This is a genomic window from Vibrio sp. B1FIG11 (genome assembly GCF_905175335.1).
Classification (GTDB): Bacteria; Pseudomonadota; Gammaproteobacteria; order Enterobacterales; family Vibrionaceae; genus Vibrio; species Vibrio campbellii.
In genome coordinates, this window is record NZ_HG992751.1 from 2,543,796 (window position 1) to 2,567,183 (window position 23,388).

22 protein-coding genes and 1 pseudogene are annotated in these 23,388 nt (G+C 46.5%); 3 read left to right on the plus strand and 20 right to left on the minus strand.

The window, feature by feature from the left end:
* Positions 1 to 97: 97 nt before the first annotated feature.
* Positions 98 to 1,467, plus strand: a pseudogene (gene purB / locus KHO06_RS11745) (adenylosuccinate lyase).
* A 273-nt stretch (positions 1,468 to 1,740) separates the two neighbouring features.
* On the opposite strand, the gene KHO06_RS11750 reads toward purB, so the two are convergent.
* From KHO06_RS11750 to htpX, 9 genes are all read right to left on the minus strand, one after another.
* Complete coding sequence (locus tag KHO06_RS11750) at positions 1,741 to 2,259, minus strand: DUF3833 domain-containing protein (protein ID WP_212582475.1); 519 nt, start codon at positions 2,257 to 2,259, stop codon at positions 1,741 to 1,743.
* Between the two features lie 17 nt (positions 2,260 to 2,276).
* A complete protein-coding gene (locus KHO06_RS11755; protein ID WP_045368520.1) occupies positions 2,277 to 2,870 on the minus strand; it encodes a chalcone isomerase family protein in 594 nt (197 codons plus the stop codon).
* Positions 2,827 to 3,342, minus strand: coding sequence for a DUF2878 domain-containing protein (locus KHO06_RS11760; protein WP_038889521.1), 516 nt, complete (start codon positions 3,340 to 3,342; stop codon positions 2,827 to 2,829). Before KHO06_RS11760 ends, KHO06_RS11755 begins: the two co-directional genes overlap by 44 nt.
* A 6-nt stretch (positions 3,343 to 3,348) precedes the next feature.
* Positions 3,349 to 4,605: a cyclopropane-fatty-acyl-phospholipid synthase family protein gene (locus KHO06_RS11765; protein ID WP_162093504.1), complete on the minus strand. Its 1,257-nt coding sequence runs from the start codon at positions 4,603 to 4,605 to the stop codon at positions 3,349 to 3,351.
* Positions 4,599 to 5,420, minus strand: coding sequence for a DUF1365 family protein (locus KHO06_RS11770; protein ID WP_050910473.1), 822 nt, complete (start codon positions 5,418 to 5,420; stop codon positions 4,599 to 4,601). Before KHO06_RS11770 ends, KHO06_RS11765 begins: the two co-directional genes overlap by 7 nt.
* A 1-nt stretch (position 5,421) precedes the next feature.
* Positions 5,422 to 6,732 (minus strand): NAD(P)/FAD-dependent oxidoreductase, encoded by a 1,311-nt coding sequence (locus tag KHO06_RS11775; protein WP_081233904.1) that lies wholly within the window; start codon positions 6,730 to 6,732, stop codon positions 5,422 to 5,424.
* A 12-nt stretch (positions 6,733 to 6,744) separates the two neighbouring features.
* On the minus strand, positions 6,745 to 7,470 hold the full coding sequence (locus KHO06_RS11780) for an SDR family oxidoreductase (protein WP_005528835.1): 726 nt from the start codon (positions 7,468 to 7,470) through the stop codon (positions 6,745 to 6,747).
* The gene (locus KHO06_RS11785) at positions 7,467 to 7,886 is read right to left on the minus strand and encodes a nuclear transport factor 2 family protein (RefSeq protein WP_005427506.1); all 420 of its coding nucleotides are present in this window, start codon (positions 7,884 to 7,886) and stop codon (positions 7,467 to 7,469) included. Before KHO06_RS11785 ends, KHO06_RS11780 begins: the two co-directional genes overlap by 4 nt.
* Positions 7,887 to 8,117: 231 nt before the next feature.
* Positions 8,118 to 8,987 (minus strand): protease HtpX, encoded by an 870-nt coding sequence (gene htpX, locus KHO06_RS11790; protein WP_005528841.1) that lies wholly within the window; start codon positions 8,985 to 8,987, stop codon positions 8,118 to 8,120.
* A gap of 362 nt (positions 8,988 to 9,349) precedes the next feature.
* Here htpX and KHO06_RS11795 point away from each other — a divergent pair, with 362 nt between their 5' ends.
* Entirely contained in the window at positions 9,350 to 9,517 is a 168-nt protein-coding gene (locus KHO06_RS11795; protein WP_010449198.1) for a hypothetical protein, read from the plus strand.
* 95 nt (positions 9,518 to 9,612) lie between these two features.
* Here KHO06_RS11795 and bioD read toward each other — a convergent pair whose 3' ends face one another.
* The 4 genes from bioD to bioB are packed head-to-tail and all read right to left on the minus strand — an operon-like array spanning position 9,613 to position 13,289.
* Positions 9,613 to 10,296: a dethiobiotin synthase gene (gene bioD / locus KHO06_RS11800; RefSeq protein ID WP_038889525.1), complete on the minus strand. Its 684-nt coding sequence runs from the start codon at positions 10,294 to 10,296 to the stop codon at positions 9,613 to 9,615.
* Positions 10,293 to 11,099: a malonyl-ACP O-methyltransferase BioC gene (gene bioC, locus KHO06_RS11805; protein WP_045368499.1), complete on the minus strand. Its 807-nt coding sequence runs from the start codon at positions 11,097 to 11,099 to the stop codon at positions 10,293 to 10,295. The genes bioD and bioC overlap by 4 nt, the downstream gene beginning before the upstream one ends.
* On the minus strand, positions 11,099 to 12,250 hold the full coding sequence (gene bioF / locus KHO06_RS11810) for an 8-amino-7-oxononanoate synthase (protein ID WP_212581629.1): 1,152 nt from the start codon (positions 12,248 to 12,250) through the stop codon (positions 11,099 to 11,101). The genes bioC and bioF overlap by 1 nt, the downstream gene beginning before the upstream one ends.
* A complete protein-coding gene (bioB, locus tag KHO06_RS11815; RefSeq protein WP_005378222.1) occupies positions 12,237 to 13,289 on the minus strand; it encodes a biotin synthase BioB in 1,053 nt (350 codons plus the stop codon). Before bioB ends, bioF begins: the two co-directional genes overlap by 14 nt.
* Positions 13,290 to 13,419: 130 nt before the next feature.
* Between bioB and bioA the strand changes: the two genes are divergently transcribed.
* A complete protein-coding gene (bioA, locus tag KHO06_RS11820; RefSeq protein WP_212581630.1) occupies positions 13,420 to 14,700 on the plus strand; it encodes an adenosylmethionine--8-amino-7-oxononanoate transaminase in 1,281 nt (426 codons plus the stop codon).
* 69 nt (positions 14,701 to 14,769) lie between these two features.
* Here the strand turns inward: bioA and KHO06_RS11825 are convergent, their stop codons facing one another.
* From KHO06_RS11825 to KHO06_RS11855, 7 genes are all read right to left on the minus strand, one after another.
* Positions 14,770 to 15,036, minus strand: coding sequence for a DksA/TraR family C4-type zinc finger protein (locus tag KHO06_RS11825; protein ID WP_012127608.1), 267 nt, complete (start codon positions 15,034 to 15,036; stop codon positions 14,770 to 14,772).
* A gap of 137 nt (positions 15,037 to 15,173) precedes the next feature.
* Complete coding sequence (locus KHO06_RS11830) at positions 15,174 to 15,614, minus strand: hypothetical protein (protein ID WP_212581631.1); 441 nt, start codon at positions 15,612 to 15,614, stop codon at positions 15,174 to 15,176.
* Positions 15,608 to 16,339, minus strand: coding sequence for an ATPase (locus tag KHO06_RS11835; RefSeq protein ID WP_212581632.1), 732 nt, complete (start codon positions 16,337 to 16,339; stop codon positions 15,608 to 15,610). Before KHO06_RS11835 ends, KHO06_RS11830 begins: the two co-directional genes overlap by 7 nt.
* Before the next feature lie 207 nt (positions 16,340 to 16,546).
* Positions 16,547 to 17,854 carry a serine--tRNA ligase gene (gene serS, locus KHO06_RS11840; RefSeq protein WP_045378081.1) on the minus strand — a complete coding sequence of 436 codons (1,308 nt, stop codon included), beginning with the start codon at positions 17,852 to 17,854 and terminating at the stop codon, positions 16,547 to 16,549.
* A gap of 92 nt (positions 17,855 to 17,946) precedes the next feature.
* Positions 17,947 to 19,302 (minus strand): replication-associated recombination protein A, encoded by a 1,356-nt coding sequence (locus KHO06_RS11845; RefSeq protein WP_038889531.1) that lies wholly within the window; start codon positions 19,300 to 19,302, stop codon positions 17,947 to 17,949.
* Positions 19,303 to 19,929 carry an outer membrane lipoprotein chaperone LolA gene (gene lolA / locus KHO06_RS11850; RefSeq protein WP_005431005.1) on the minus strand — a complete coding sequence of 209 codons (627 nt, stop codon included), beginning with the start codon at positions 19,927 to 19,929 and terminating at the stop codon, positions 19,303 to 19,305.
* A gap of 61 nt (positions 19,930 to 19,990) precedes the next feature.
* The gene (locus tag KHO06_RS11855; protein WP_212581633.1) at positions 19,991 to 23,323 is read right to left on the minus strand and encodes a DNA translocase FtsK 4TM domain-containing protein; all 3,333 of its coding nucleotides are present in this window, start codon (positions 23,321 to 23,323) and stop codon (positions 19,991 to 19,993) included.
* Positions 23,324 to 23,388 lie beyond the last annotated feature (65 nt).

Here is a 23,388-nt window from a genome sequence, read left to right on the forward strand (position 1 = left end):
ACAAATCTCGCGCAACGTTTGCGCAATATTCGTGACAATTGCCACAGTTATTGGTATAAAGCTCACGAAATTTAGAAACCCAATTCAGGAGAACATCATGGAACTGTCAGCATTGACTGCTGTTTCACCAGTAGACGGCCGTTACGGAAGCAAGACAATTGCGTTACGCGAAATTTTCAGTGAATACGGTCTACTAAAGTACCGTACTATCGTTGAAATCCGCTGGCTACAAAAGCTTGCTGCTACTGCTGAAATTGCAGAAGTGCCAGCGTTTAGCGCAGAAGCAAACCAATTCCTAGACGACCTTGCTGCAAACTTCTCTGAAGAAGATGCACGCCGTATCAAAGAGATCGAGCGTACAACTAACCACGACGTAAAGCGGTTGAGTACTTCCTAAAAGAGAAAGTAGCAGACGTTCCTGAACTGCACGCAGTAAACGAGTTCTTCCACTTTGCATGTACTTCTGAAGACATCAACAACACTTCACACGCTCTTATGCTTAAAGAAGCGCGTGAGAACGTGATTCTTCCAGAAATCCGTAACCTAATCGACGCTATCAAAGCACTAGCAGTGGAATACCGCGATATTCCTCTACTATCTCGTACACACGGTCAGCCTGCTTCTCCATCTACTATGGGTAAAGAAATGGCAAACGTGGCGTACCGTATGGAGCGTCAATTCAAGCAAATCGAAAACGTTGAGATCCTAGCGAAAATCAACGGTGCAGTAGGTAACTACAACGCACACCTTTCTGCTTACCCAGAGCTAGATTGGCACAAGTTCTCTGAAGAGTTCATCACTGAGTCTCTAGGCGTTACTTGGAACCCTTACACAACTCAAATCGAACCACACGATTACATCGCTGAGCTGTTCGACGCTATCGCTCGTTTCAACACTATCCTGATTGACTTCGACCGTGACGTTTGGGGTTACATTGCACTAGGCCACTTCAAGCAAAAAACCATTGCTGGTGAGATTGGTTCTTCAACAATGCCTCACAAAGTTAACCCAATCGACTTTGAAAACTCAGAAGGTAACCTAGGTCTTGCGAACGCTGTATTCGGTCACCTAGCACAGAAACTGCCTATCTCTCGTTGGCAACGTGACCTAACTGACTCAACGGTTCTACGTAACCTTGGTGTTGGTGTTGGCTACGCAATCATCGCTTACACTTCTACGCTTAAAGGCATCAGCAAGCTAGAAGTAAACCGCGAAGCACTTCTTGCTGAACTAGATAAGAACTGGGAAGTACTAGCTGAGCCAGTACAAACAGTAATGCGTCGTTACGGCATCGAGAAGCCATACGAGAAGCTAAAAGAGCTAACTCGTGGTAAGCGTGTAGACGGCGAAGCAATGCGTAACTTCATCGACGGTCTTGAGCTTCCTGAACACGAGAAAGCACGTCTGAAAGAGATGACGCCAGCAAACTACATCGGTCAAGCAATCGAGCTGACAGATAAGCTGTAAGAGAATCGAGAATCGAGAATCGAGAATCGAGAATCGAGAATCGAGAATCGAGAATCGGATAATTTTGAGGGTTGACGTGAAAGCGTCAACCCTTTCTTTTTATGGGAATGGGCTTTGCCCTATGGAACACTAAGATTCGGGATAAAAGATTAGGTGGCGATTGCTATCAACACTTTCTAAACTCAACTTCCCTTCGTTAAACCTTCAACGCCCCACTCACGATTCCTAAAGCGAAGCGCTCCCGCATCTCGAAGCGCAGCGTTCCTAGCTGTTTTATTGCCTCTGGAAGAAAAGAGTAATCGTCCCTACTTCAACGCCAAACTTCTTAATCTTGGTAAGGTTAAACACGTGCATATCATCCTGGCGGTACAACCAATCATCGAACGACACCGTGATGGTTGAATCATCCATTTCCAGCTCGAAGTCGTATTGCCATTGCAGCGCATTACCCATCTCTTTACCGGTGGCAACACCAATAATGTCATCCGCTTTGCCTTTATAGGTGCCGTCTTCGAGTTTAGTAATGACCCATATACGCTGGTCGAGCTCGCCATCATCAAAGACAAAGTCTTCCACCAGCGTTAGTTCATTACCTTCAACCGTCCCGACAATATCGACTTCAAATCGGCGAGTTTGTTTCTCAGTGTAGTCCTGCACCATTCCCCAGGCCTTGACGTCACCTTCGAAGTAGCCAAACAGATCAAAGGTTGGTGATGCCGCTTGATAGTTATCAATATCAGCAGAGCATGCGCTAAGAAGTGTTACCGCAGCAATCACTGGTGCTTTGAGCATTCGTTTTAATAATTTCACTACCTTACCTGCCCTATCAGTTGTTTACGAAGTTTAGGAAACTCTGTTTTCGGTGATAACCAAATCGAAAGAAACGCATCATTAAGCCGCTCATCTTTCACATATCCGACGGTTTGATACGGTTCACTCCCGGCTTTGCGATAAATAAGCTGACCATTTGTACCATCAGTGAGGTAAGTCAACTCATCGCCTTTCTTAATATCAGGGAACATAGTGTTCAGTTCAGAAATCCACTGCTGACGATAAGCTTGTGTAAATCCTAGTTTCTGCCACTGTTCATCCGTCACATCGAGCAGCTGCTCTTTGCTAATATCACGCTGATAGTTAATCTCTAAAGCAAAGGGGTGGGGAGAAACATCATTAGACACCAAATACTGTCCATCGGGCGCTTTAAGGCGGGACTTGTAGATATCAAAAACAAACCAAGTAAGTTGAGCTTCGCCGACCGTTTGCCACTGTTGCCAATTGCTAGTGGTTATTGTCTCACTCGAACCCACCACATTTTGAGCTTGCAAAGGCACCGCACAGAACAAGGAGGCAGCCATTACACTACTGGTCAGCTTCCGTTTCCAATTTCTCTTCAAGCTTTTCATTTCCGTACACCTTGAGTATCAAAAGCATCATTGCACACCATTCGACGAACAAGATCGTAAGTGTGACGCCAACGCTAAATCCAAATTCAACGGCTTGGAGTTTGTAGCCAGCAAAGTAGCTCGCTGTCCCTCCGATACCGCCTACTATTGATACGTAGGTTTTTGGGAAACGGTACAAAATTGACTTAAGTTGGTAGGCATACCAAGAGAACAAAACCCACAAGCAAACAAGCCAGATTGGCAACCAAGTGGTTGGGAATATAAAGACGGAAAATTGCTTGTTGAGGGTGTCTAGCACCAAACCAACGGATACAATCGTGGTGATATTCTTGAGAGCAGAAGGCTCTACTCTCCAGCAGTATACAAGGGTAAGCAACGTGAGCACGAAAGTCAGCCACTGCCATTGATAGGTTCCAAGCACTGCGGCAAACCAGCAGAGTTGGAACCATGTCGATGCAACAAACACTCTCATAAAGAACTACGGACGCTGAAACGTCATGTGAACGGCACTGATCGTGCGAGCTAAAAAGCCACCCTCACAGTAGCTCAAGTAATAACGCCACATGCGCACGAAGCGATCGTCGTAACCAAACGAGCGCACTTCACTCTCAGCTTGATTAAAACGATGATGCCACTCATTAAGCGTTTTGGCGTAATCAAGCCCGATATCGAACAAATCTCGCGTAACCAAGTCACTGTATTTGGTCGTTGCTTGAGTTAGCGAGGTAACTGAAGGTAAGAAACCTCCTGGGAAAATGTACTTCTGAATAAAATCGACATTGTTGCTGTAGTAATCATAGCGCTGGTCTGCAATGGTGATCGCTTGAATCGCCATCAAGCCTCCCGATTTCAACAAGGATTCGCACTTCTTGATGTAAGAAGGCAGAAACTGCTTACCCACCGCTTCAATCATCTCTATTGAAACCAGCTTGTCATAGGTTCCCGTTAGATTACGATAGTCCTCTTTGAGCAAAGTGACTTTGTCTTCTAAGCCACGCTCTTTGATCTTCTGTTCCGCGTACGCATGCTGCTCTTCAGAAATGGTTGTCGTCGTCACTTGGCAGCCATATTGTTCAGCCATGTAAATCGCCATTGCACCCCAGCCGGTGCCAATTTCGATGACATGATCACTAGCTTTCAGCTCAAGTTGCTGACACAGGCGATCCATTTTGTTGATTTGTGCCTGCTCTAATGAATCATCCGCTTCGTTGTACAACGCTGACGAATACAGCATGTTGGTATCCAGGAATGCTTCATACAGATTGTTACCCAAGTCGTAGTGAGCATGGATATTCTTACGGGAGTTTTCTTGCGAGTTACGATTGCTCCAATGGCTAAACTTATAAAGCAGTTTTGTTAGCCAGCTGCCCTGCTCTTCGAGTTTATCCAGTGCACGCATGTTGAGAGCCATCAGCTTCATCAATGCCGTCAAATCTGGGCTATCCCACCAGCCGTCCATGTAAGCTTCACCTGCTGCAATACTGCCACCTTGTAAAATTCGAGAGTAGAAGCCTGGATGTTTGACCTCAATCGTCGCCACAACTGGTTCACCATTATATTCCCCATTTGGCGTAGAGAATCTCTCACTGCGCTCTGTCGTTTCTGTTTTGAAGCTCTCAATAACCGTTAAGCAGCCGATTTCCATCTTTTGAAGACACTGAAATAGAACTCCACGAGCCGCTTTTTGCGTCGTCGTCAATTCACGTGGCATTGCCATAGAAGTTGTATTTAACATGCAGAGTTCTCCTTGTGCTTATTATTCTTTTCGTCTTTACTCACCGACTCGGCTCCCGTCTTTTTTGGTTGAGCATATTTAGGGTGTGAGTAAAAAGGCGCGCCTTTAATCCAAAGTTTTAGAGCGTGCCAGTAAATACCAACCATGACTTTTACCGTTTGAATCGGCGTAACGATCAAGCACTTCAATAAGGTTTTACTTGAAAGTGGCTGAGCTTTCATCGCCATGGTGGCATCAAAATGTTTTTCACCTTTGTGGCATTCAAGATGGATATTCAACTTGTCTGTCAAAGGTTTGATTTTCCAATGGTAGCGTTGGTCGATTGGGTTAAACGGCGAGACATGAAACGCTTTGTCTTGCTCCCAACCAAAATTTTCATCCTGTTCGTTTGCCGCTATCACGTAATAATGACGTTCATTCCAAGGGGTGTTGCTGACCTCTGCCAGCAGGTACTTCCACTCGCCCTCCTTGTCATAAACGTAGTAGAAATTAACCGGACTGAAATAGAGCCCTAAGTAACGTAGGTGACAAACGGCAACCACTTTTCCCGTCAAACGAACACCTGTTAGCGCTTCCAGTTTGTCTTGAACGGCTGACTTAATGCATCCTTTACCACCAATGTAATCACTGCGCTTAAAACGTGCCCAATGCCACCAGCGTGACCCAAAGCCCCAAACATTTTTCTCCAGCGCCTCGAGTTCATCTACGTCGATGGCTGGCATGAATAAGGAGTAATTCAGCTCATGACTCACAGGCGTGAATCGACGGTGGCGAACATTGCCTATAAACAATCGGCTGTTCATCTGGCTACTCATATCACGCCGCGCCTTTTTCAAAAGGCACCACTTTTTGCTCGCGGTATTTTTCTTCTAGCCCTTGAACGACATCAAGCGCGCTACGAACACCATCTTCATGGAAGCCGTTGTACCAATAGGCGCCACAGAACCAAGTACTCTTTTTGCCTTGGACTTCATCTTTTCGTTGCTGTGCGGCAATAGACTCCGTGGTAAATACAGGATGATGGTAAGTGAATGAGCGTAGAATCTTGTTTGGATTGATTTTTTTCGTACTGTTCAACGTGACACAGAAAGTATGCTCAGACTGAATGTGTTGCAGTATGTTCATGTTATAAGTCAGAGAAGGAAGACGCTCTTGCTCTTCTTGACTGCCATCGAGTAGGTAATTCCATGCAGCCCAAGCCGCCTTACGTTTTGGCAACAGGCCAATATCTGTATGCAACACGACTTCGTTTGCTTGGTATGCCATATCGCCTAGGATTTCTTGCTCGGTAGAACTTATGTCGCCCAGCATTCGCATTGCTTGATCACTGTGGCAAGCGAAGATAACGTCATCAAACCAGTGCGTCTCACCATGAACTTCAATACCAACACCGTTATCAGTACGGATGACTTTTTTGACTGGGCTGTTAAGACGAATATTATCGGCAAAACCTTTGGTCAACGGTCCAATGTAAGAACGTGAACCGCCTTTTATCACATACCATTGCGGGCGGTTTGTGATATCTAACAATCCGTGGTTGAGGAAGAATCGCAAGAAGAACATTAACGGGAATGCGCGCATGTCTGCCAAGGTCGATGACCAGATTGCAGCACCCATTGGTAATATGTAGTTATCAGTAAAAAATGGACTGAAGTCGTGTTCGTCAAGAAACGCCCCGAGAGTCTGAGAGTCTGTCGATTTATCGTTAGCAAAGCTTTTCGCCAGTTTGTTAAAACGAAGGATCTCTGAGATAAAGCGGTAGAATTTTGGGTTTGCCCAGTTTCGTTTTTGAGCAAACAGTGTCGACACGGTGTGACCGTTGTACTCCAAACCATTACCGTCGTTTCTGACACTGAAGCTCATTTGGGTCGGCAAACCTTCGACACCGATTTCGTTCATCATTTTGATGAAGTTTGGGTAAGTCCGGTCGTTGTAAACAATAAAGCCGGTATCGATCGCGTACTCTTTTCCGTCAACGCTCACGTCAACAGTCGCCGTATGCCCACCTATGTAGTCGTTCGCCTCGAACAACGTTACGTCATGTTCTTTATGCAAGTAATAGCCACAAGTGAGACCAGAAATCCCGGTACCAACAATGGCGATTTTCTTTCTTCCTGCAACGTTCATGCTTCTTCCTTCTTATGATACGAGTTTTGCGGTTAGCCGTGCTTGCCAGCTGTAGGGAAGCAGCGAGATAAAGCGCAAAATGCCAGTGAATCTCGCTGGGAAATAGATATGGCTTTTGTTTGCATCCAACTGCTTGCGGATGGCATCAGAAGCCTGCTTTACCGATACAATCATCGGCATATCAAAAGTGTTTTTGTCAGTGAGAGGCGTTTCAACAAAACCAGGGAAAACTGTGACGACTTTGATCCCTTTCTTCTTCAAGTCGACTGCAAGCGTACGCGCGAAATAACTCACCGCAGCTTTGGAGGCGCCGTAAGCCTCTGCACGAGGCAGTGCGACTTCCGATGCAATGGACCCAACAATCACGACGCGATGACCACGTTCAAAGCGAGGCTGACAAGCTTCAACACAATTAGCTACGCCAACCACATTCACGTTCATAACGCGCGCCATGAGTTTCGCGTCAACAACGCCGTCATCCATGTATTCGCAGTCGCCAGCGTTGAAAATCCAGTTTTCAGGAATAAAAGGCAATTCAGACAGTGTTTGGATCGTTTCCTCATACTGCGTCACATCAAAACGTAAGGTTGAGATGTTCCTCGACGCGTCCACAAGCTCTGCCAACACGGCCTCATTGCGTCCACAGGCAATCACCTTCCAACCTGCATTTGCGTAGTCCAATGCAAGTTGTCGACCGATCCCCGAGGTCGCCCCTGTAATCAGTACGGAACCGCTCATTGCCCTAGCCTCTGTTTAATGGTTCTAACCACAGAGCCAAGCAGCGGCAGATTTTCGTAGAGCATTTCGCCCAAATCGAAATAGTCTCGGTGATAAATAACCTGCCCATCGCGGAACTTGAGATGTGAGACGCCATTTACCGAGATAGGCGCGCCTTTTTGAAGTTTCGGGTGTTGTAGATCCATCGTCCACGTGAGGAAGCCAGTTTCCCCGACTTGTTGATGGTCATGAATAACGAAGTCACAACGAATGACATTGGTGTAAAGTGATTGAAAGTAATCGGATAACGCAGGCCACCCTTCTAAACGATGAGCGGCATCTTCAAACACCACGTCTTGGTGATAAACCCCTTCGAGCAAATGCAAATTCGCCTTACTCAACTTTTGATAAATGTTGCCAACTGACTGAATGTCCATTCTTTCACTCCCATACCGCTTCAACAGTTGTACAAAAATATTATATGTACAAGATAGACTAATCGAGAAAAGTTGTACAAAAATATTTTTGTATAACTTTGTTTCTGTAAAGTGATACGTGACGAGATCCACTAGCGATCAATGGGCACAAAAAAAGGCTTGGTCAAAAAACCAAGCCTTTTCAGGATATTAAATTTAGTTACTGAACAATTAGTCCAGCCTATTTGACGATTAGTATTGTTGGCTACGTAGTGCCGAAATACGCTTGTCTAGCGGTGGGTGGCTCATTAGAAGCTCAGTCATCGAACGCTTACCGTTGATACCAAATGCCATCATTGTGCCATCCAGTTGCGATTCGTGACTCATTTTCAAACGCTCTAGCGCAGCAATCATCTTCTCTTTACCCACTAGCTGGGCTGCACCAGCATCTGCATGGAATTCACGGTGACGGCTGTACCACATAGTTAGGAAGCTTGCTAGGAAGCCAAATACCAGCTCAAGCACCATAGACACACCAAAGTAAACCATCATGTTGGTGCCTTGGCCTTCCTCATCATCGTTAGAAGCAACGATGTTGGCAATGAAACGTGATAGGAAGATAACAAAGGTGTTCACCACACCTTGCATTAGCGTCATGGTAACCATGTCACCATTCGCAATGTGACTCACTTCGTGCGCTAGTACCGCTTCTGCTTCATCGCGAGTCATGTTGTGTAGAAGGCCTGTAGAAACAGCAACCAATGAATCGTCACGCTTTGCGCCTGTTGCGAATGCGTTGATGTCTGCCGCTTCGTAAATCGCGACCGTTGGCATACCAATACCCGCTTGCTGAGCTTGGCGACCAACTGTTTCAAGAAGCCAGTGCTCTGTCTCGTTACGAGGACTTTCGATGACCATGCCACCCACAGAGCGCAGTGCCATGCCTTTCGACATCATTAGTGAGATAAACGCGCCACCAAAACCAAACACGGCGGCCATGACAAGTAGACCAGACAGACTGCCTGGCTGCATTCCAGTTACAGCGTAAACAATATTCAGAACAACACTAAGCACTAGCACGACTGCTAGGTTAGTTGCTAGGAATAACATAATTCGCTTCATTACTTTTCTCCGGGGAAGCTTATCGTTTTTTCAAAACGGATTATTATATGGAACAGGTTTTTTATAAGTAACAGAACGCTTAGAAAGCTAGTCCCGCTTAGTTTCGTGCTCCGTTGCGTTATAGATATAGTCTATCCGCGATAAAAACAAGGTTAAGCAATAAATTGCAACATTTGTTTTCGAGACTGAAATAATACAAACATTTTACCCGCTTAAAAACAGTATCTTAGCGCCAGTATAGACTTTGGTCTTATTGTGCGACTATCTGTACGTGCTAGATTCAGCTTAGATGAACGAAACGGGGCGAGCTTTAAGGACAATAAAGCAGTTCCAAAAAACTTCCATGTCTTGAGGGAAAAATCATGGTAGAAACTAACGACTATCAAATGGCTATCGATCTACTTTGTTGTCATCTAGGTATCTCAGAGGATGAGGCAAAACAACAACTTGGTATTTCAACTGACGCTCACATGTCAAAGCGCGTTGCTGAAACACAGCAAGCTTTGATGGGGCTTAGCCAAGAGAAATAAACTGAGCGTCGGATCTTACGATTAGACACAAAAGTTTACATGAGAAAAGGGCTGCATTGTGCAGCCCTTTTTGTATTTATCGAATCGCGAAGCCTTTATGCGTTTAGCAACGGCTCAACGTTAATGTATTTGCCTAGATCTTTACGCTTCGCACTTGGAATGTATGGGATCTCACCAAGTTTTGGAGCATCTAAACGATCTTCCAGCATATCGATGATCTCTGCATAGTGCTCTGTGCCTGGGTTAACACGGTTCGCTACCCAGCCAACGAGATTCAAACCATCCGCTTTGATGATCTCTGCCGTTAACAGTGCGTGGCTCAAACAACCCAGCTTGATACCTACAACCAGAACTACCGGAAGCTGCTCTTGCTGTACCCATGTCGACAGGCTGTCTGTATCAGATACAGGCACACGCCAACCACCAGCACCTTCCACAAGAACAATGTCAGATTGCTCTTTATGGTGAGCCAATTTTTCGCTCAGTACTTCGTATTTAATTTCTACATGTTCGTGCTTAGCGGCGATGTGAGGAGAAGCGGGTAATTCCAAAGCGTATGGGTTTACATCGTCGTACGCGATATCTAGTGTTGCCGCTTTCTGCAGATGCAATGCATCCGAGTTACGCCAACCTTCCGCCGTCTTGTCGCTTCCCGCAGCCACTGGCTTGTAACCAATGGTGTTAAGCCCTTTCGCGCCAAGTGCTTGTAAAATAGCTTTAGACGCTACCGTTTTTCCTACATCAGTATCCGTACCAGCAATAAAAAATGCATCAATCATTTAACTATGACTCCAAAACAAACCTGATAACTTGCAGGTAGAAGACCTTGATCGTTTCTAAATGCTTGGTACTCGCGCTCAACTTGCAACAAGGTGCGACGACTCGTCAGACCATGTGAGCGCCCGCTTACGTGATTTGCACCAATGCCTTTGAGATCACGCATGACAGAAAACGCTGAATCGTACCAAACTGTGATGGGGGTCAAGTCTAGATGATGGTTGTGGCACCAAGATTGCGCTAACGCAATTTTTACCTGATTGTGGGTAATAAAGTTATTCACGTGTTGATATGTATCAATTTTTGACCACGCCTCTCGCAACTCATAAAGTGAGCCATCGGCTAATGTTGAGAAACACCCCGTCCCTCCTACCTTTAAGACGCGACGAATCTCTCTTAACGGGTAACTTAAATCCACACACCATTGCAAAGCCAAACTTGAAAAAACGTAATCGAAGCTCTCATCATCAAATGGCAAGTTTTCGGCATCAGCTATTTGGTACTGCATTTGCTGTGTACCACAACGCTGCTGCGCTTTATCTAACATCGCTTGAGAGATATCGCCGCAAACCACTTCTGCACCACGTTGTTGGAGCAGTTGAGAGAAGTAGCCTGTACCACACCCCAAATCTAAGACGCGTTTTCCCGTTAAGTTTTCAGGAAGTTTATCAAGCAAGCGATGTCCAACATCACGCTGAAACGCCGCGTGTTTGTCGTACGTTTCTGCTGCTTTTCCAAACGAAGAGGCAATCGCTTCTTTGTCTTGGTAAAAGCTTTCCAATGTCATATTTTCTGCATTATCCATTACAGCGCTCCTAATGCTTGCTTCAATGCCATTGAAAGCGTTTTAACTTGCTCATTGGTGTGATTGGCTGTGAGCGTAATTCGAAGACGAGATGTTCCTTTAGGTACCGTCGGTGGACGAATAGCAGTCACCCAAATGCCGTTCTGTCGACAAGCACTTGCAACCTGCAAAGCCAGTTCAGATTCACCAATCATAAAGGGCTTAATCGAGGTTTGGGTTTCGACAAAACCGTCGAGATCTTGAAGACCATCTCGATATACTTCATTTAATTCCGTAAGCTTTTCGCGTCGCCAAGACTGCTCTTGAATCATCGAGACTGCATGAGTCAACGCATAAGCTTGTGCTGGCGGTATCGCCGTTGAATACACATGGTGACGAGCAAACTGAGTTAAAAAGTCCCCCGTTGCGTGGTCACATAAGATAGCCGCGCCGGACATACCGAAAGCTTTGCCAAAAGTAACGATCAACAACTCAGGCTTAACTGTAGCCAGCTCGCAAGAACCACCACCGGATTCACCAAGGACGCCAATACCGTGTGCATCATCGACGGCGAACCAAGCATCGTGGCTGCTTGTAACTTCTGCGATATCAGCAAGTGGTGCACAATCCCCGTCCATACTGAATACCCCTTCAGTTACGACCAGATGATTGTCTTCGCTATTCAGCAGCGATTTTAGGTGCTCGATGTCGTTATGTTTAAAGCGCTTCATTTTAGCTGGCGACAACATACCTGCCTCCATCAAAGAAGCATGGTTCAAACGGTCTTGAATGAGTACGTCTGATTTTTCTAGCAAGGTGAATAACAACGCTTGATTGGCACTGAACCCAGAACCAAACAGGATTGCCCGTTCGTAACCCAGCCATTCGGTCAATGCCGCTTCTAAATTGCTGTGCGCCGCACTAAAGCCTGTCACCATTGGAGAGGCGCCGCTACCGCTGCCGTATACACTCAAGCCTTGCTGCCAAGCACGAACAAGCGCTTGGTCATTGGCCAAGCCTAAATAGTCGTTACTTGAGAAGTTGATGTAGCGTCTGCCTTCGTATTCCAAAATCGATTGGTTGCCGGAAAACACCACATTCATCGAACGATTCAGCCCCTGCGCTTTACGATCGGCAAGGGCGGACTCGATACGAGATTTAAACGCTGGCATCGTAGAAAAGGTCGTCTTTTGTTGGACGAGCAGCAACACGCTCTACAACGCGATCCAGCAACTCGTTTTCTTCGATTTCATCAGGTTTTTGAGACACTTCTTGGCTGTTAATGCCGAGCTTATTGAACAACATCATGTCTTTATCTTCAGAAGGGTTTGGCGTGGTCAGAAGTTTGCAGCCATAGAAGACTGAGTTTGCACCCGCCATAAAACACAGCGCTTGCATTTGTTCGTTCATGTTTTCACGGCCAGCCGATAGACGAACCGCTGATTGAGGCATCATGATACGTGCAATCGCAATCAAGCGAATGAAATCGAACGGCTCAACATCGTCCACCTCTTCCAGTGGTGTGCCTTTCACCTTAACCAACATGTTGATTGGCACGCTTTCAGGGTGCACTGGCAAGTTAGCTAATTCAACCAGCAAGCCCGCTCGGTCATTGGCACTCTCACCCATACCAATAATGCCACCAGAACAAATCTTCATGCCGGCATCACGAACGTGAGACAAGGTATCTAAACGGTCTTGATAGGTACGTGTGGTAATGATGTTGCCGTAGAACTCAGGTGAAGTATCTAGATTGTGGTTGTAGTAATCCAAACCTGCAGTTGCCAGTTGCTTTGCTTGGTCTGGCGTCAACATGCCTAACGTCATACACGTTTCTAAACCCATGCCTTTCACGCCTTTGATCATGTCGGTCAAGTGCGGCATATCACGCTCTTTAGGGTTCTTCCACGCTGCGCCCATACAGAATCGAGTAGAACCCGCGTTTTTCGCTTTTTGTGCAGCGTCGAGTACGCGTTCTACTTCCATCAGACGCTCTTTTTCTATGTCTGTGGTGTAACGAGCACTCTGAGGACAGTACTTACAATCTTCCGGACAAGCACCTGTCTTTATCGAAAGAAGCGTGCTTACTTGAACATGGTTGGTTTGTTGGTATTGACGATGAACAAGCTGTGCTTCGAATAGCAGATCCATGAACGGTTTTTCCATGAGATCGCGCACTTCAGCATGCGTCCAGTTATGACGAACTTCCACGTGTATTCCTTTAGTCACTTTTTTTGTTGTGTTGACAGTCTACTGAGTCTCGATAAACTGTCAACACAACACCAAACAGCAAAGTTTACATCTGTTTATTTTTTAATCTTAGTTACTATTGGAATAGCACATGGATCTCGCCTTCGACCGCCAGCACATCTGGCATCCCTACACTTCGACGTTGACACCTCTGACCTGCTACCCAGTGGCATCGGCAAGTGGTGTCCAGATTAAATTGGAAGACGGGACAGAGCTTGTCGATGGTATGTCTTCTTGGTGGTCAACGATCCACGGCTACAACCACCCGCACTTAAATCAAGCGGCTCACCTGCAAATCGACCAAGTCTCTCACGTGATGTTTGGCGGGATTACCCACCAGCCAGCAATAAGTTTGTGCAAAAAGCTATTGGCCCTTGCACCAAGCAACCTAGAACATGTCTTTCTGGCTGATTCTGGATCCGTTGCCGTAGAAGTCAGCTTGAAGATGGCACTGCAATATTGGCATGCGAAGGGCGAACGCCGACCGAAGTTTCTGACTTTGCGACACGGTTATCACGGCGACACCTTTGCGGCTATGTCGGTCACCGATCCTGATAATTCCATGCACTCTCTCTACAAAGGTTTTTTGCCTGAGCATATCTTTGCCCAGTCACCTACTTGTGGCTATTGGGATGAATGGAAGCCGGAAGATCTTGCCGACTTTGCGCACAAGATTGAAACGCATCATCAAGAACTCGCTGCGGTGATCCTAGAGCCGATCGTTCAAGGCGCAGGCGGTATGCGTATCTACCATCCAGAATTTCTCAAAGGTGTGCGTAGGCTTTGTGACAAATACGGCTTGTTATTGATTGCAGATGAAATCGCAACCGGATTTGGGCGTACCGGCAAATTGTTTGCCTGCGAACATGCAGACATTCAACCAGACATTTTGTGTGTCGGCAAAGCACTCACTGGCGGTTATATGACCCTCTCTGCGACCCTAGCGAGCAAACACGTTGCGGATACCGTTTGTGGTGGTGATGCTGGTTGTTTCATGCATGGCCCAACCTTTATGGGTAACCCGCTCGCCTGCGCCGTGGCCACCGCAAGTTTAGAATTGATAGAACAAGGCAACTGGCAGCTACAAACCCAGCAAATTGAAACGTTGTTTTCTGAACTACTGCCAAAACTGGAAAAATACGACTTGGTTAAAAACACCCGTTGGTTGGGTGCCATTGGCGTTGTAGAAACACACTGCCCAGTGAATATGGAAACCATCCAAGCACTGTTTGTTGAGCACGGTGTTTGGATTCGTCCATTTGGCAAACTGATTTATATGATGCCGCCATTTATTAGCAAGCCAGAAGATATTGAAAAGTTAGTGAATGCGATTGATGCTGCGTTACAACGTAAAGACTGCTTCGCTTCATAGTTCAATTCAACATGGAAACGGTTTGAGTATGAGACTCAAACCGTCTCGTTATTTATTAGAGCAGTAAAGCTATCGAAGTTGACTATCTTTACTCGCTCGTCGATTAAATAACGCTTGGCGTTGAGACACCAATTCGATTGTTGACTGACATTCGATACATAAACGAACGCCTTTCATGGCTATTCGACGCGCTTCAGGAATTTCATCTCCGCATTCATCACAATAATGAGCACTTTCGCCCTGTTTGATATTGCCACGAACACGGGAAATCTCGTCGTCGATGGTATGTTGAATTTGTTGGCTGACGCTATCGTCGTTTGCCCACCCTACGGCCATAAGCCCTCCTCGTTACTTGAATGAGAAAATCTACTTACCGTGGTAAGGTGGATGATTATATCGGTTACAAATAACAAGATAATTAGGGCTTATAAGAAAACACTATTACGTATTGGTAATAATTCTTATGTCATCGGTTAATCGCTGCTCTCTTGAAAAAGCAATGCAAGGTTACTCATACTCCCTTCCTCACACTCATAATATTGCGTTTGCTCTGGCTCTCTCAAAGTAACACTGAGTATCTTCTCTACCTCATTAAACTCCTCGCTAAAGTACTCACTGACTAATATGACGCGCTCACCAATACTAAATTCCAGTGACTTCTCATCGACCAAGGCTCGGTGATAGTGTTCAACGTGATAATCTTGAGGTCTTATCCATTGAGAAAGCCGACTTCGATTATCAATGGACTCATTAAAGATAAGCTCGCCTTTGCCTTGTTCTATCGAAATACTAAAGTTCATAGTTTGGTTTACTGAACATTCAAAGACTTTTCTAGGCGAGGTATCAGCGACAGCAAACGTACTCACCATGGCAACCCCTAAAAAACAAATAACCGCCAATCGTTTCATTACCATTCAGCCAACACAGTAAACAGCGCTTGCTCAGACATGCGAGTTAATACATAGCCGTGTGAAGAAGAATACGAGCCACTGAGTACGCTATTCTTTTTCTCAATAACGATATCCTCGATTCCGTCAGCGTTGTAATCCCCTTTTGCCACAATCGTAATGACTTGAAAACCATCGGTCGCGTCGAAGTACTCTGCTCTCACTGGACTGGCGACCTGAGTTCTTTGGATACGGTCCGCTTCATCCCACGTTAATAGTGTCTTTGCTTTCTCAGCGCTTTCGTTAGAAATAACAAAAGCAAGCGCACTTGGAGCTAAACTAGGAAAGCGATCATCTAACTTAAATTTCGATATATATGAGCACTTAGAGGCAGCTAACTTTGCCATCTCACTCCATGTTTGGCACTGCGTTAAATACGCTTTAAACGCACCGTATTCATAAGCTTTAGCCGCAGTAAAACCCGCTGAGCTTGCATTAGCTAAATCTTTGCAATTAGACACCAATTTTGTGTCACCAGACGCACGTCTCAATTCAAGTTCATAGCCCCAATCGAGCGAGTTACGAAGTTGCATATTTTCTTTGGAAGGTTTCGCTACTTCGCGCGCGAAAAAGCGGTCTGTTCGCTCACTATCTAAGTATTGAGGTGGGATAAGTTCGTTTGCGATAACCCTACCGAAAACGAACAAGGTAAGCGCAAAAATAACACGTAATAAAAGGTGATTTACTGGCATAACATTTCACAACAAAGACAGATGAGGACGTTAGCTTGTCACGTGAAAAACCGCTAAGAAAAATATCATTTATCTCGTACTGCCAGATTCTGGGCGAGCTCGTCACTAATGCGTGTGCTAATTACATAACAACGTATTTTCACTCGACGCAGATAACAAAAAACCCAGCACTAAGGCTGGGTTTTTTGTGTTCTAGTGGTTAATGAATTAACCGATGTGCGTTGCGCCCGCCATGTACTTCTGAAGTACTGTAGGGATTGCAATGCGGCCGTCTGCTTCTTGGTTGTTTTCTAGGATAGCAACCATGGTACGACCTACAGCAAGACCAGAACCGTTTAGCGTGTGTACAAGCTCAGGTTTCTTCTCGCCTTTACGACGGAAACGCGCTTGCATACGACGAGCTTGGAAGTCCCACATGTTAGAACATGAAGAGATCTCACGGTAAGTTTCTTGAGCAGGAACCCACACTTCTAGGTCGTAAGTCTTACGAGCGCCGAAGCCCATGTCACCTGTACATAGAACCACTTTACGGTAAGGAAGCTCTAGAAGTTGTAGAACTTTCTCAGCGTGACCTGTTAGCTCTTCTAGTGCGTTCATTGAATCTTCTGGCTTAGTGATTTGTACTAGCTCAACTTTGTCGAACTGGTGCATACGAATCAGACCACGAGTATCACGACCGTAAGAACCTGCTTCAGAACGGAAACATGGTGTGTGAGCTGTCATCTTAAGTGGTAGATCCGCTTCGTCAGAGATCGTATCACGAACTAGGTTCGTTACAGGTACTTCTGCCGTAGGGATTAGAGACAGTTTACGTGGCTCTTCGTCGTTTACTTTTTCTACTAGTGGCTCAGTGTGGAAAAGATCTTTACCAAACTTAGGAAGCTGACCAGTACCGAATAGGCTGTCAGAGTTTACTAGGTAAGGTACGTACATTTCTGTGTAGCCGTGCTCTTCAGTGTGAAGATCCAGCATGAACTGAGCGATTGCACGGTGTAGACGAGCAAATTGGCCTTTCATCACGATGAAACGTGCACCAGTGATTTTAACTGCGCTTGCGAAGTCTAGACCGCCACCCATTTCGCCTAGGTCAACGTGGTCTTTTAGTTCGAAGTCGTAAGTCTTAGGCTCACCCCAACGAGAGATTTCAACGTTGTCGTTTTCATCTTTACCATCTGGCACTTCATCATCAGGGATGTTTGGTACAGAAAGCGTGAATTCGTCTAGTTGAGCCATTACTTGCTCAAGTTCAACTTTCTTCGCATCAAGATCACTACCTAGAGTACCGATTTGCTTCTTGATCTCTTCTGCGCCTTCTTTGTCGCCAGCCGCCATTTTTTGGCCGATTTGCTTGGAGATGGAGTTACGCGTGGATTGTAAATTTTCTACTTCTACTTGAATGGACTTACGTTGTTCTTCAAGTTTACGAATAGTCTCTACGTCTAGCTTAAAGCCACGACGCGCCAGTTTAGCAGCTGTTTCATCCAGCTCTGTACGAAGTAATTTAGAATCCAGCATTGTTAATCCTATGCTTTTTGTTGTGAAATCACGCGCACTTTCCAAGGCGTGCGCGTTAAAAAAATTTACTGAACAAATGTATCCAAAAACGCCTACTTTTCATAGCGCTTTTGTGGGCTATTTGCGTCTAAAGTAGCCAAGTAATCTAACTTTTCGCCGATTTTGGTCTCTAGACCACGATTTGTCGGCTGATAGTACCTACGATCACCCATTTCAGGCGGCAAATATTGCTCACCTGCGGCGTAAGCGCCAGGCTCATCGTGCGCGTAACGATACTCTGCCCCATAACCCATGTCTTTCATCAAACTGGTCGGTGCATTTCGAAGGTGATGAGGCACTTCATATTCAGGCAAATTATGAGCATCTGTGAGCGCTTGTTTCCACGCCACGTATACCGCATTACTTTTTGGCGCACATGCTAAGTACACGATCGCCTGTGCAATAGCGCGCTCACCTTCTGCCGGACCAACACGAGTAAAGCAATCCCAAGCGGAAAGTGCCACTTGCATTGCGCGAGGGTCAGCATTACCCACATCTTCAGAGGCAATCGCCAGTAGGCGGCGAGCAATGTACAAAGGGTCGCAACCTGCTGCGATCATACGTGCAGCCCAGTAAAGCGCGGCATCAGGGTTAGAGCCACGAATCGACTTGTGTACAGCAGAGATTAAGTCGTACCAAATGTCGCCTTTGTTATCGAAGCGAGAGACTTTCTCCCCTGCTACTTCCGCAAGCAACTTAAGCGTGATTTCTTTTTCGCCCTGCGCATTATCCTCTGCCATGTCGTAGAGCAGCTCAAGGTAGTTGAGAGACATGCGTGCATCACCGTTTACCAGTTCTGCTAATCGATCTAATACGTTATCAGCGAAGTGTGCAGGCGTATTACCCAGCCCACGCTCTTTGTCACTGATCGCTTGATTCAGCGCCAGTGAGATTTCATCTTTATCGAGAGACGTTAACTTGTACACACGCGCACGTGACAGCAATGCGTTGTTTAACTCAAACGATGGGTTTTCTGTCGTCGCACCAATAAAGGTAACGGTGCCATCTTCGATATGCGGTAAAAACGCGTCTTGTTGAGACTTGTTGAAGCGATGCACCTCGTCCACAAATAAGATGGTGCGGCGACCCGCCATTTTATTCTCACGTGCTTTCTCGATTGCAGCACGGATTTCTTTCACGCCAGACGTCACCGCAGACACACGCTCAACTTCTGCGTTAGCATAGTTTGCAGCCACTTCCGCTAATGTCGTTTTGCCAGTGCCTGGAGGTCCCCACAAGATCATCGAGTGAATATGACCCGCCTCTAACGCGCGACGTAAAGGCTTGCCAGGACCTAAAATGTGCTGCTGTCCGATGTATTGTTCGATCGTTTCCGGTCTCATACGAGCAGCAAGGGGACGAAAATCTTCGTCCCCCGAGAAATCTAATGTGTAATTGCTCACTACCAATTAATTCCTTTGGTCATCCACTTCCACGCCATTAGGAATAGTGAATGTGAATCTGTCTGCTTTTGGTTTTCCAAGCTTCACGTTATTAAAGGTGAACAAGCCTTTCTGACCGTCTTGTTCAACCACGTTGAAGCCTTTCACCACACCTTTGGCATCAATATTAATCTGAAATTGCCCCTGTGTGGAGTCTACCGCAGTAGGAATAAGCGTGAACTGGTCACCCTTTTGGGAGATCTTGTAGTTATCCCAATCACTTGCGCGGTTACGTGTTAACAAAACAAATGGCGTTTGCTCTGTTGCTTGTTCTTGCCAGTAGATACTCACTTGCTCGATGAACGGGCTGTAGTACCACAAAGTTTTACCGTCAGAAACCAATAGGTTTTCATCAGGGAATGTTGTGCTCCAACGGAACAGGCTCGGACGAGCGATTTCAACCGTGCCTTCCCCTTCCATCACTGTTTCGCCTTCAGGGCTGATCACCTGTTGTGAGAAATCCGCACTGAAGCCATCGTTCATCGATAGGCGTTTGTTTAATTCATCTTTAGGAGACGCGGCGTGTGCAGTAGAGAAGAGAGAAAAGCTTAAAACAAGCGCAGAGAAAAGTTTCGCTGAAAATAGTTTTTTCATTCAGATACCTATTGTTAGAACCACTCACCTCAGTTGGACTGAGGTGAGTAACACAAGTTCATTAATCTTTTGGTGGCGCAGGAGCCAGTACTTCACGGTTACCATTATGGCCCGGAGCACTTACGATGCCTTGCGCTTCAAGCTGCTCAACAATTCGAGCCGCTCGGTTGTAACCGATCTTGAATCGACGTTGTACACCAGAAACCGAACCACGACGCGATTGCACTACGTGCTCTACGACTTGATCGAACAATGGATCCACTTCTTCATCCGATTCCATCTGCTCACCCGGAAGCAGGCTTTCTGGACCTTGGTCACCACTGATGATCTCATCGATGTAGTTTGGCTTACCACGAGCTTTCCAGTTGTTTACAACCGCGTGAACATCATCATCCGATGCAAACGCACCGTGAACACGAGTCGTATGGCTTGAGCCCGGTGGTAAGTAAAGCATATCACCCATACCCAATAGCGATTCTGCACCGCCTTGGTCAAGGATAGTACGTGAGTCCGTCTTCGTAGATACAGTAAACGCCACACGCGTTGGGATGTTCGCTTTAATCAGACCGGTAATAACGTCAACCGATGGACGCTGTGTCGCAAGGATCAAGTGAATACCTGCTGCACGCGCTTTTTGCGCCAAGCGAGCAATCAGTTCTTCAACCTTCTTACCTACCACCATCATTAGGTCGGCAAATTCATCGACAACCACAACGATATAAGGCAGTTTCTCAAGCAATGGCGGCTCAGTGTCCATGCTGTCGCCTTCTTGCCAGAATGGGTCGTGAATTGGGTGACCTGCGTCTGCAGCCATCTTAAGCTTCTCGTTGAAGCCTTTCACGTTACGTACGCCCAATGCCGACATTAGTTTGTAACGACGTTCCATCTCGCCCACACACCAACGTAGTGCGTTAGACGCGTCCTTCATGTCCGTTACTACTTCAGAAAGTAGATGAGGAATACCTTCGTAGATTGAAAGCTCCAACATTTTCGGGTCGATCATGATGAAACGCAGATCTTCTGGCGATGCTTTGTAAAGCATACTCAAGATCATCACGTTCACACCTACTGACTTACCAGAACCAGTTGTACCCGCTACCAGTACGTGAGGCATTTTCGCTATATCGGCAATCACCGCTTCACCGGCGATATCTTGACCAAGAACGACCGTTGTTGGTGACGTTGCTTGTTCAAACTGAGGGCTACTGATTACATCAGACAAGAATACCGTCTGACGGCTCATGTTAGGCAACTCTAGACCGACATAAGGTTTGCCCGGAATCACTTCTACTACACGTACCGCCATTGCAGACAGCGCACGTGCCAAGTCCATAGACAAGCCAGAAATGCGGCTTACTTTCACGCCCGGCGCCAAATCAAGCTCGAATCGAGTGATAACAGGACCTGGGTAAATACCGACTACATCAGCTTTAATCTTGTAATCTGCAAGTTTGGTTTCAACCAAACGAGCCACCTCTTCCAGAGCATCACGGTCGATAAAGTTATCGCGCTTCTCTGGGTGGTAAAGCAATTCTAGCGTTGGTAGTGGTTCTGCTGGTACTGGCAAGTTTTGCTCTTGCTGCACCAAGAATGGGTTCTGCTGAGCAGCCACTTTCGCTTGAGCGTTCGATACCAAGTTTTGGAATGCTGCGACATCTTGATCGCCGTCTTGAACCTCTTCTACCTCGGCTTCTTGAGGTGCAGGTTCAAACGTAGCAGAAGGCGCCGGCGCTACCGATTGTGGTTGCGGTGCGACTTGCTGCTGCATAGGTTGTTCTTGTACAGACTGTTGTAGAGGCTGAAAAACGGGTTGTTGCGGCTCTACATAAGTAGGCTGAGCTTGTTGAACAGGCTGCTGCGCTTGGTAGTCATCCTCTTCATCTACAACATCGAAGTTCGAAATAGTTGGCTCGATGTGCTGGCTTGGCTCAGTTTGCTCAACAATGTTATCCAGTGCTGCAGCGTTAATCACAGGCTCTTCGTTTTGAGGCTGTTCTGCGTGTTCCATCGGCGCTTGAACTGGCGCTTGCTCTTGGGCAACTTGCGCCTGTTGAGCCTGCTCTGCTTCGAACTGAGCATACTCATCGTAGCTTGGCTCATTATCGTACGATTCCACAACGCTTGATTCAGACTGCACAAACGGTTCTTGCGGCGCTGCCGGTTGATGAGCAGTTTGCTGGCCAACCTCTTGTTGAGCAACAGCAGGCTGAGGAACCACTTCTTGAGAAACAGGCTGCGTTACTTCAGGCTGAGCCGCAATAGAAGCAACAGCAGGCTCTTGTGCTTCTTGAACTTGCGGCGCTTCATCAGCCCAATCATCGGCTTGTTGCGCTGCGGCTTCTAATTCTTCAATGGTGACGTTCAGCTGCTTAGTGCGCTCAACCGTTGGGTCAACATTGTCTGTGTTTACGGAACGAACAGGCTCAACAGTTTGAGCTTGCTCTTGGACTTGAGACTGAACTGGAGCCTGAATCGGCGCTGCGTTCACAGCTGCCGCTTGTTGCGTTGGCTGCGCAATAGGTTGCGCTGCTGGCTGCTGTTTCGATTTGTCTACGTTAGATTGCTCTACCGCCGATTGTGGCATGTAGATCGGGTATTCATGTGCAGGCGCTTCTTCTTTCGGCTCTTCTACTTCGTAAGCAGTAAGGTGCGGCAGAGACTCATCTTCCAGCTCCTCTTTACCACGCTTGCTCATCACTCGGTCTTCTGCAAACTCATCCAACTGAGGCTCAAGCGTTTCTTGTTCAGTGCCACGAGCTTTGTTTGTAACAGCGGCAACAGCACCGAGTGCACGATCACCCAGCCACTCAACAATCTTCAACCAAGAAATACCCGTAAATAGAGTAAAGCCTGCTCCCCATAGGAAAAGAAGTACAAGCGTTGTACCCAGCACATTCAGTGTGGGTAGAGACAGACTACTTAGCACGTCACCAACAACGCCACCAGACGAGAAGTACCAAATGTCGTCAAAGTTGATATCAGCAAGACCACAACTGGTAAGAATAAGGATAACTAAACCTAATAGACGAGTACCCCACAACATAAGGTCGATAGGATCGTCTGCGGAGCGCTTACGGCAAATCACCCATGCACCTGCCGTCAGCAGGAACGGCAATGGGTACGCGAGGGAACCGAAGGTAAAGAATAGCGTGTCAGCTAACCAAGCGCCGAACAAGCCACCAGCGTTATTGATCTCTCCGCCCCAAGCCGTTTGGGACCAAGACGGATCGGCTGGGCTAAAGGTAAATAGTGCAACGGCCAACAATACCGAGCTAAGAACGCCAACGATAAAGCAGCACTCTTTTAAGCGTTGGAAGCCATTTAGACGTGAAGACTGAGGCTCTTCACTGGTTTTGATAATGGTTTCGACTTTCTTTGCGTTCTCTTTGAACATAAATCAACTTGAATATGGAAATGAATTAGGAATAAGCAAAACATTCCGAGCGGCACAAAGCCGCT

What these genes read in the sequence shown, in the direction of transcription:
- bioF (WP_212581629.1), bottom strand. Translation starts at nt 12,250, where the DNA reads ATGCCAGCGTTTAAATCTCGTATCGAGTCCGCCCTTGCCGATCGTAAA.
- KHO06_RS11755 (WP_045368520.1), bottom strand. Translation starts at nt 2,870, where the DNA reads ATGAAAAGCTTGAAGAGAAATTGGAAACGGAAGCTGACCAGTAGTGTA.
- KHO06_RS11780 (WP_005528835.1), bottom strand. Translation starts at nt 7,470, where the DNA reads ATGAGCGGTTCCGTACTGATTACAGGGGCGACCTCGGGGATCGGTCGA.
- KHO06_RS11830 (WP_212581631.1), bottom strand. Translation starts at nt 15,614, where the DNA reads ATGGTAATGAAACGATTGGCGGTTATTTGTTTTTTAGGGGTTGCCATG.
- KHO06_RS11855 (WP_212581633.1), bottom strand. Translation starts at nt 23,323, where the DNA reads ATGTTCAAAGAGAACGCAAAGAAAGTCGAAACCATTATCAAAACCAGT.
- bioA (WP_212581630.1), top strand. Translation starts at nt 13,420, where the DNA reads ATGGATCTCGCCTTCGACCGCCAGCACATCTGGCATCCCTACACTTCG.
- KHO06_RS11835 (WP_212581632.1), bottom strand. Translation starts at nt 16,339, where the DNA reads ATGCCAGTAAATCACCTTTTATTACGTGTTATTTTTGCGCTTACCTTG.
- bioD (WP_038889525.1), bottom strand. Translation starts at nt 10,296, where the DNA reads ATGATTGATGCATTTTTTATTGCTGGTACGGATACTGATGTAGGAAAA.
- KHO06_RS11785 (WP_005427506.1), bottom strand. Translation starts at nt 7,886, where the DNA reads ATGGACATTCAGTCAGTTGGCAACATTTATCAAAAGTTGAGTAAGGCG.
- KHO06_RS11765 (WP_162093504.1), bottom strand. Translation starts at nt 4,605, where the DNA reads ATGTTAAATACAACTTCTATGGCAATGCCACGTGAATTGACGACGACG.
- lolA (WP_005431005.1), bottom strand. Translation starts at nt 19,929, where the DNA reads ATGAAAAAACTATTTTCAGCGAAACTTTTCTCTGCGCTTGTTTTAAGC.
- KHO06_RS11775 (WP_081233904.1), bottom strand. Translation starts at nt 6,732, where the DNA reads ATGAACGTTGCAGGAAGAAAGAAAATCGCCATTGTTGGTACCGGGATT.
- KHO06_RS11760 (WP_038889521.1), bottom strand. Translation starts at nt 3,342, where the DNA reads ATGAGAGTGTTTGTTGCATCGACATGGTTCCAACTCTGCTGGTTTGCC.
- serS (WP_045378081.1), bottom strand. Translation starts at nt 17,854, where the DNA reads ATGCTGGATTCTAAATTACTTCGTACAGAGCTGGATGAAACAGCTGCT.
- KHO06_RS11750 (WP_212582475.1), bottom strand. Translation starts at nt 2,259, where the DNA reads ATGCTCAAAGCACCAGTGATTGCTGCGGTAACACTTCTTAGCGCATGC.
- KHO06_RS11825 (WP_012127608.1), bottom strand. Translation starts at nt 15,036, where the DNA reads ATGGCCGTAGGGTGGGCAAACGACGATAGCGTCAGCCAACAAATTCAA.
- KHO06_RS11795 (WP_010449198.1), top strand. Translation starts at nt 9,350, where the DNA reads ATGGTAGAAACTAACGACTATCAAATGGCTATCGATCTACTTTGTTGT.
- htpX (WP_005528841.1), bottom strand. Translation starts at nt 8,987, where the DNA reads ATGAAGCGAATTATGTTATTCCTAGCAACTAACCTAGCAGTCGTGCTA.
- KHO06_RS11770 (WP_050910473.1), bottom strand. Translation starts at nt 5,420, where the DNA reads ATGAGTAGCCAGATGAACAGCCGATTGTTTATAGGCAATGTTCGCCAC.
- bioC (WP_045368499.1), bottom strand. Translation starts at nt 11,099, where the DNA reads ATGGATAATGCAGAAAATATGACATTGGAAAGCTTTTACCAAGACAAA.